Origin of the sequence: Microcystis wesenbergii FACHB-1317, from assembly GCF_014696875.1 — a bacterium.
Lineage (GTDB): Bacteria > Cyanobacteriota > Cyanobacteriia > Cyanobacteriales > Microcystaceae > Microcystis > Microcystis wesenbergii_A.
In genome coordinates, this window is the sequence record NZ_JACJQV010000229.1 from 1 (window position 1) to 7,072 (window position 7,072).

A 7,072-nucleotide genomic window follows, 5' to 3' on the forward strand; every position below is an offset into this window, starting at 1 on the left:
CCTGTTTATGCCTTAAGTCCTTCCCTATATGAGTTTCAGCTACTTTTGGGCGTAGGCACTCTCATCGAATTTTATTTTAAGTTAATTATTTGCATAACAATTCCCGAAGAGCCTCTAATTTTTGTTGGTATTATTAATAGTAACACCGATATTACAACAATTAAAATAATCCCAGTGATAATATTTGCACCAATTACGTTTCCTACCATGGGAATAAGAATAGCACTTATCGATCTTAATGGGTAAAGAATTATTATGTCTGATACTGCAAAAACAGCACCCGCTAATCCCAAGAGTTGGATAGTACCAAAAACCCTTTTAATCCAAGTACCCTCTTCTGGTCCAAATCGTAAAGTTTGCATATAGGTTTCCCAAACAATTGGCTTCTGAGCAACGGGTAAATTATTAAAGTATAAATCATTAATTTTAGGCTCAATATTAGTGGCAATATATCTACCAATTCTAACGACCTGATGATTACTTGCATTGACAAGAAAGATGATCAATCCACAAGAGGCGGGAACCATTATTCCCAGAATAATTGCTGAAGGAATTCGCCGTTCAATTGGAATATCATATTTTTGTGGAGATATTGTTTCTGTTGCCGTGTCTTTTTCTTTAATAACTAACGTCGAGGAAGTTGGCTTTGAATTTTTTTGTTTAATTTCGTGACTACTATCCCCTTTTGGAGTTGGCTTTGAATTTTTTTGTTTAATTTCGTGACTACTATCCCCTTTTGGATGAGATATTGTCGTTTGTGTTGTTTCTCCTTTTGTCGTTTTTTTTTCTCCTTTTGTCGTTTCTATTGTAGTTGTATCTGTGGGTATTCTAGTAATAGTTGTTGTCTCTTTCATGATGGGAAGATTAGCGATGGGACTGATCCCAATTCCCAGTAAAGTCAAAACTAAACCACCCCCAAAGACAATAACATTACTGCGATTTTGCACGGTTTGTAAAATTTCCGTTCTCAGGGTTTTATACTCCTCCATACACACATCGATCGCTTTATTGATATCGGGTTGATTGTTGTTCTTAGGCATTTTTTAACTCCTGGATTTATATATAGTTGTAATTTTATCTGGTCAAATAAGTAGGTAGGCGTTAAAAATTATCAGACACCCACCTTATCAAGGGTAGATCCCCCCGCCTATCGGCACCCCCCTTATCAAGGGGGGCAGGGGGGATCAAACCTAAAATCCATTTTTAATTGAATTATAACCAGCTATTTAGAATTACACTATTGGCTTAAACTTTTCTTAATTAGTTCCAAGGCGATTTGTAAATTAGCCTGTGTCCAAAGGAGAGGAGTGGCATCATTAGGAATATATTTTCCCTGTTCTAGATAGTATAATTCGGGACATTTAAACTCACCCAGGGGGGAATCTTTTCCCGTAATTTGTCCGAGAGAACGATTGAAGTAATGGGTTTGTAGGTTGAGGTATTTCTCCTGACCTGTACTCTGGAATTTAAGGGCAAAAATGGCAGAAATAATCGGATCAAAAATACACCATTGTGCTTCTTCGCCTAGGTTTAATCCTCTCCCTTGTTCCTGTAACCAATTTTCCCTTTCTGTCGATACCGTGGTGCGGATTTCTGGGGGAATTAAGCGATAGTCTCGACACCAAAAAGAATCACCTAAATAGCGACGAATACCGTAATCTCCCTGAAGGTGAACGATAACATTATTAAGAATTTGATCGGCGATATTTGTCTCCACCACTTGTAAGGGATAAATCAAAAAAAGTAGGGCTGCATCATAACTTCTCGCTTGCGGTACTGGTAGAAGACACTCGGCCGGTAAAATACGGTATAAAGCTTGTTCTCCTATCTCAATTAAGTCCGCTAAAAATGCCGGTGTAATCCTGCGATTTTCAGCCGTGAGATTTATCTCTGTCTCGATTAATAACCTTTTTAATTCCCGTAATCCCGCTACCACAACCCCGATGCTAGATGCTTCTATTTTACGGGTTTCTTCCCAGTGACCGCTATCCTCATCCTGCCAATAACTAATTGCTTGAAAATATAAGGGGAATAGGGCAATTGTTTCTAGACAATGGGGGGAAAGCTCAACATATTTTTCCCGTGCTAAACGACAATAAAACCAGAGAAAATAGCCAAGGGCATCATTTTGTGCGTGTTGCCAAACTTGGTCAATTTCCGTCAGTGTACGTCCCTCAAAACGAATATGAGGACGTTCCCTGATCTTTTCAGGATTAACTCGACCTTGGATAATATTAATAAAACGCCTTTGGAACTTTTGAAAATAGTTCATCAAAGTCTGAATATTCTTGACAGCGATCGCTGTCTGTCCGATAATATAGTGAGAATAGGCCAGATAAACGTTATCCCTCAGCCAAACATTGGCATATCCGGTGTATTCTGTCTCATTACTGACTAATGCTGCTGGAAATAAGCCATTTTCTAGCTGGGGAAATCTCAAGACATCATTTTCCGACAAAAACGCGGATAATCTCTGAAGATCCCCCAGAGAGTAGCGGTATTTAATGAAATCGAGAATTTTTTCGTTGTGAACAACCAGCATCGGCAAAATACCCCAATAATCTGCTCAAAAACGAATTTATCTCGCTCAATTCTACTGAGAAACCCAAAAAATGCGTCTTTGATTAGGATCCCGTCGGGGACTTTGTTCCCCCATCACTTGCCGCGCTTGACTAGGATCAAAGCTGCGAGTAAATTGATCTCGCAATTGATTAACCCGTTCCTCCTTTTCCTGGGCTGCCAAACGCACTTCTTCCAGTTTTGTCTGTTGGATCTGTTGGTAAGGTAGCAAACGAGCGATCGCAAAAACTGCCGTGATGGAAAGAGCGCTATAGGCAATAATTCGCAGCCAAATCTCGATAATTTGCCAGTTTTGGGATTTATTGCCGCTTTTTTGCTTTGTTCTTGGTTTTTTGTTGGTTTGATTTCGTGTTCGTGCGGTCATAGATTTATGAGTATAAGTAAAATTGGTCAGAAAAGTGGCTAATTACTTTCAAGTTACTCCCAATCACTGATAACTGGTAACTGATAACCGACAACCGAAAAAACCCCAATCGGTCTCCCCTATAGCTAGGTCAGACGGGATCAGGGTTTATTGAAAGCGATTTTACTTATAAAGTTCCGTCGCTAGACGAAAAGCCAAAATCCCGGGGATTAAAGCAATTACCAGAGCGACTAAAACTTGAGTATCAGAAAGCATTGCTGATTATCTCCTCATAAAGATATTCATCCAATACTTTCCGACATCATCGGGGTCCTCTGCATCATTTCGTTACAAGACTTCATATCTCCCCACCCCGATGACGGTTATCTCCCCTAGAAAAGAAAGTTGTAAAAGCGTTAAGCTGAAGTATTGCCATGATTACATTTATTTTTACCTGCGGCCTCAATGTTAGACTCGCTCCTTGATTCATCTCTAACCCTTAGTCTAAAAACCCCGTTAATTCTGTTGGTTCTCATTGCCCTAGAAGCGGTATTATCAGCAGATAACGCCATTGCTCTCGCTTCCATAGCACAGGGATTAGGAGATCATCAGCGTCAACGTCAGGCCTTGAATATTGGCTTAGTTTTCGCCTATATTCTCCGTATGGTCTTGATTCTTACCGCCACCTGGGTGGTTAAATACTGGCAGTTTGAACTTTTGGGAGCAGTATATTTGCTCTGGTTAGTCTTTAATTACTTTGCCTCCCCGGAAGACAAAGACCACACCCATCATAGTCTCAAGTTTCAATCTCTCTGGCAAGCTATCCCCCTAATTGCCGTTACCGATTTAGCTTTTTCCCTCGATAGTGTCACCACCTCCATCGCCGTGGCCGATGATACTTGGTTGATCCTGCTTGGTGGTACGATCGGAGTAGTTACCCTGCGCTTTATGGCGGGTTTATTTATTCGCTGGTTAGAGGAATACACCCACCTAGAAGATGCCGGTTTTGTCACCGTCGGTTTGGTGGGTTTAAGACTGCTGTTGCGGGTGATTAGTCCCGATTTTGTGCCGCCGGAATGGATTATGATCAGTTTAATTGCTATCCTCTTTGCTTGGGGTTTCTCAAAACGCAACGATCGAGAACCAATAGAGAGTGATCCCATCCAATCTGATGAATTGCCTTGACACTCCCCACTCCCCACTTCTCAACCCCTCACCGACCACTGAAAAGAAAATCCCTAGAATATCATGTCATCTTTACCGACTCCATCTGCTGATACCTTAGAAAATTCTACTCGATCGCCCTCTTGGAAAATTAAACTCCTCTACGATGGAGAATGTCCCCTCTGCTTGCGGGAGGTTAATTTTCTGCAAAAACAGGATGCTGGGAGAGGATTAGTTGCTTTTGTCGATATTGCCGCCGAAAACTATAATCCGGAGGAAAATGGCGGTATTTCCTTCGCGGCAGCCATGGGACGAATCCACGCCGTACTAGCTGATGGTACTATTATCCAAAATGTGGAAGTGTTTCGCCAAGTCTATGACATTTTAGGCATCGGTTGGATTTATGCCGCTACCAAATGGCCGGTTATCGGGTTTCTAGTGGATATTATCTATGAAATTTGGGCTTCTTGGCGATTAACCTTAACCGGAAGACCAAATTTAAAAACAATCTTAGCAGAACGTCAAAAACGTCTGGAATGCAACTCATCAAATCGTTGTTCTCAGTGAGTTAAAATCTCCTAACCCCCACACCCCACTCAGAATCACCCCTTGGGATGTGATACTAAATCCGTTGAGTATAGGCTACTTATAAGGACAGGCAAAAGGCAAAAGGAGAAATAAATAATCAGTTTTTAATAACCAGATTTAATGTGATAATTCTGCCTAGTAAATAAATGGTACTTTATTTTCTTGCCAGTCCCTGACTGCGACCGATGATCGCCCAGAGATAGCTAATTGCTGAGGCCAAAAACGCGAGGGGAATACTTTCTTTGACGATAAAAATACCCAGACCGATCAGCACACAGGGAACGAAGGTACTTCCCTGACTGGTTAGAATAGTGGCGATGGTCGGCACACTGGTCAACCCGTATGCGAACGCACACCAAACCCCCACCAGAATCAAAAATACGCTGACGATAACGATCAGACTTGTTACGCTACTACTGGCGAAAAGGGGAACGTAAATGCCGATATTATCGCTGCCGTTGGCGACGGTCAACGCAGCCACGCTATAGGTGCGCGGGTCAAACCAACCACCGAAGGGTTTACCCTGAGCTACGCCGAAGGGGGAATGTTTCGCACCCTCCAGGTCCAATTCGACATTCTCCGGCTCTTCCTCCTCCTCTTCTTTGAGAAGGGAAACGATGCCGAGAATCACAGGAACGAGGCCTAGATAGCGAATCCAGGGGGTAGGGATGAGAAAACAGCCGAAAAATCCCGCTAAACTGGCAATAACCAGCAGACTAAAGCCGATATACTGACCGATGACGATATCGCGATGACGGAAGAGTTTCCCCGTTTGACTGAAGAGAATCGTCAGGATCAATATATCGTCGAGGTTGGTGGCGACGAATGCCGCTACACCGGTGGATATCGCGATCACAATCTCGATCATCGTTTTTCTCCTTAAGATAGCCGTCGGGTTCGTCCGTTCGTTATACCTTGTTCGGCTTTTCCTTCAAAGGTTCGGCAACGGGAGAATTTTACTACCCATCCCGATGGAGAAACTGTATTTCCCACGACCGATCGCTTTATCCCGGTGCGGGATGAAAAAAGAAAGCGAGGGCGATCACTGCGTAGGTCGCCACCAGTAATATACCCTCTAGCCAGTTCGAGCGACCGTCGTTACTGATCGAGTTAGTCAGCCACACTGCGACGGCGACGGCGACCAATTCAAACGGATCGAAATCGAGAGCCATGGGCTGACCGAGGAAATAACCCGCAATCACGAGGACAGGTGCGACAAAAAGTGCGATTTGCAGACTGGAACCGACGGTGACAGAAACCGCCAGATCCATTTTGTCTTTTAAGGCAACCCTAACCGCAGTGGCGTGTTCGGCTGCGTTGCCGATAATTGGCAGCAGGATCACCCCCGTGAAAAGGGTTGTTAATCCTAATTCGCTCGTGGCTTCCTCTAGGGTATTAACTAATAATTCCGATTCGACCGCCACACCGAGCGTCACGAGCAGTAATATCCCCACCCAGAGCCAGAGATTCGGCTTTTTTACGCTTACCGCTTCCCCCGACTCTTGATCGAGATCTGCGTCCCCCACCTCGTAAAGATAGGTATGGGTCTTCATCGAAAACAGCAGACTCAGGCAATACACAAAAATTAATACCGCCGCCACCGTTACCGAGAGACGCTGTAGGACGCTCTCCTCGATTGCGGCGGAAGTGTATTGAACGGTCGTGGGTAGGAGGATCGCAGCGACGGCGAGATTCATCGACGAGGAATTTAAACGGGCGGTCACGGGCTGGAATTTCTGTTCTTTATAGCGTAAGCCGCCGAAAAACATCGATACGCCCGTTACCAGCAGCAGATTCCCGATAATCGAACCGGTAATCGTCGCTTTCACCACCTCGATCAAACCCTCTTCCAGGGCGGCGTAGGCGAGAATTAATTCGGTGGCGTTGCCGAAGGTGGCGTTCATTAAACCGCCAAGATTAGGACCGACCACGACGGCGATTTCCTCGGTTGCCTTTCCCATGTAAGCGGCCAGGGGAACAATCGCTAGACAGGCGCTCAGGAAAACGATCGTCACGTCCCAACGCAGGAAATTCCAGGCGATCGAGATCGGGACAAAAACCAACAAAATAGCGAAAATCCAGTCCTTTCTATTCATAGCAATCGGTGTCTCGGGATAAAACCGCGCACGGTTGTGAAAAACAGACTATCAGCCTTTTTTCCGTTTCAATTAGCCGAATCGCCCAGTAATATACTCCCGGGCCTCGTCGGTTTGCGGATTGCCGAACATAACTTCCGTGGGGCTGAATTCGACTAATGGGACTTAAACAAATTTCAAGCCCAAATAAAGCCTAAACTGGCTTTGTAAGCGGCAAACACATCCCGATTCTCGGTCAGCCACTCAAAGAAACGGAAAGACATCGCTGTCCGAAAAGCTTCTAAAGCTTCCACAAAAGTGT

8 protein-coding genes are annotated in these 7,072 nt (G+C 44.2%); 2 read left to right on the forward strand and 6 right to left on the reverse strand.

Annotated features, from left to right (window positions below; translation table 11 throughout):
• Window positions 1–71: 71 nt before the first annotated feature.
• The 4 genes from H6F92_RS23930 to psaM form a co-directional block, all read right to left on the reverse strand.
• Entirely contained in the window at window positions 72–1,040 is a 969-nt protein-coding gene (locus H6F92_RS23930) for a hypothetical protein (protein ID WP_190359760.1), read from the reverse strand.
• 197 nt (window positions 1,041–1,237) lie between these two features.
• Window positions 1,238–2,542: a glycoside hydrolase family 15 protein gene (locus H6F92_RS23935; RefSeq protein WP_002758718.1), complete on the reverse strand. Its 1,305-nt coding sequence runs from the start codon at window positions 2,540–2,542 to the stop codon at window positions 1,238–1,240.
• Window positions 2,543–2,593: 51 nt separating this feature from the next.
• Window positions 2,594–2,944, reverse strand: coding sequence for a slr1601 family putative cell division protein (locus tag H6F92_RS23940; protein WP_190359761.1), 351 nt, complete (start codon window positions 2,942–2,944; stop codon window positions 2,594–2,596).
• 162 nt (window positions 2,945–3,106) lie between these two features.
• Window positions 3,107–3,199 carry a photosystem I reaction center subunit XII gene (psaM, locus tag H6F92_RS23945; RefSeq protein WP_012264462.1) on the reverse strand — a complete coding sequence of 31 codons (93 nt, stop codon included), beginning with the start codon at window positions 3,197–3,199 and terminating at the stop codon, window positions 3,107–3,109.
• Window positions 3,200–3,388: 189 nt separating this feature from the next.
• On the opposite strand from psaM, the gene H6F92_RS23950 reads away from it, so the two are divergent.
• Together H6F92_RS23950 and H6F92_RS23955 are read left to right on the forward strand one after the other, a co-directional pair.
• A complete protein-coding gene (locus H6F92_RS23950) occupies window positions 3,389–4,108 on the forward strand; it encodes a TerC family protein (RefSeq protein WP_002737049.1) in 720 nt (239 codons plus the stop codon).
• A gap of 63 nt (window positions 4,109–4,171) precedes the next feature.
• Window positions 4,172–4,654, forward strand: a complete 483-nt coding sequence (locus tag H6F92_RS23955; RefSeq protein WP_190359762.1) for a thiol-disulfide oxidoreductase DCC family protein — start codon at window positions 4,172–4,174, stop codon at window positions 4,652–4,654.
• Window positions 4,655–4,829: 175 nt separating this feature from the next.
• On the opposite strand, the gene H6F92_RS23960 is transcribed toward H6F92_RS23955, so the two are convergent.
• Both H6F92_RS23960 and cax read right to left on the reverse strand, forming a co-directional pair.
• Window positions 4,830–5,543 carry a cadmium resistance transporter gene (locus H6F92_RS23960; RefSeq protein WP_190359763.1) on the reverse strand — a complete coding sequence of 238 codons (714 nt, stop codon included), beginning with the start codon at window positions 5,541–5,543 and terminating at the stop codon, window positions 4,830–4,832.
• A gap of 136 nt (window positions 5,544–5,679) precedes the next feature.
• Window positions 5,680–6,771 carry a calcium/proton exchanger gene (gene cax / locus H6F92_RS23965; protein WP_190359764.1) on the reverse strand — a complete coding sequence of 364 codons (1,092 nt, stop codon included), beginning with the start codon at window positions 6,769–6,771 and terminating at the stop codon, window positions 5,680–5,682.
• Between the last annotated feature and the right edge of the window lie 301 nt (window positions 6,772–7,072).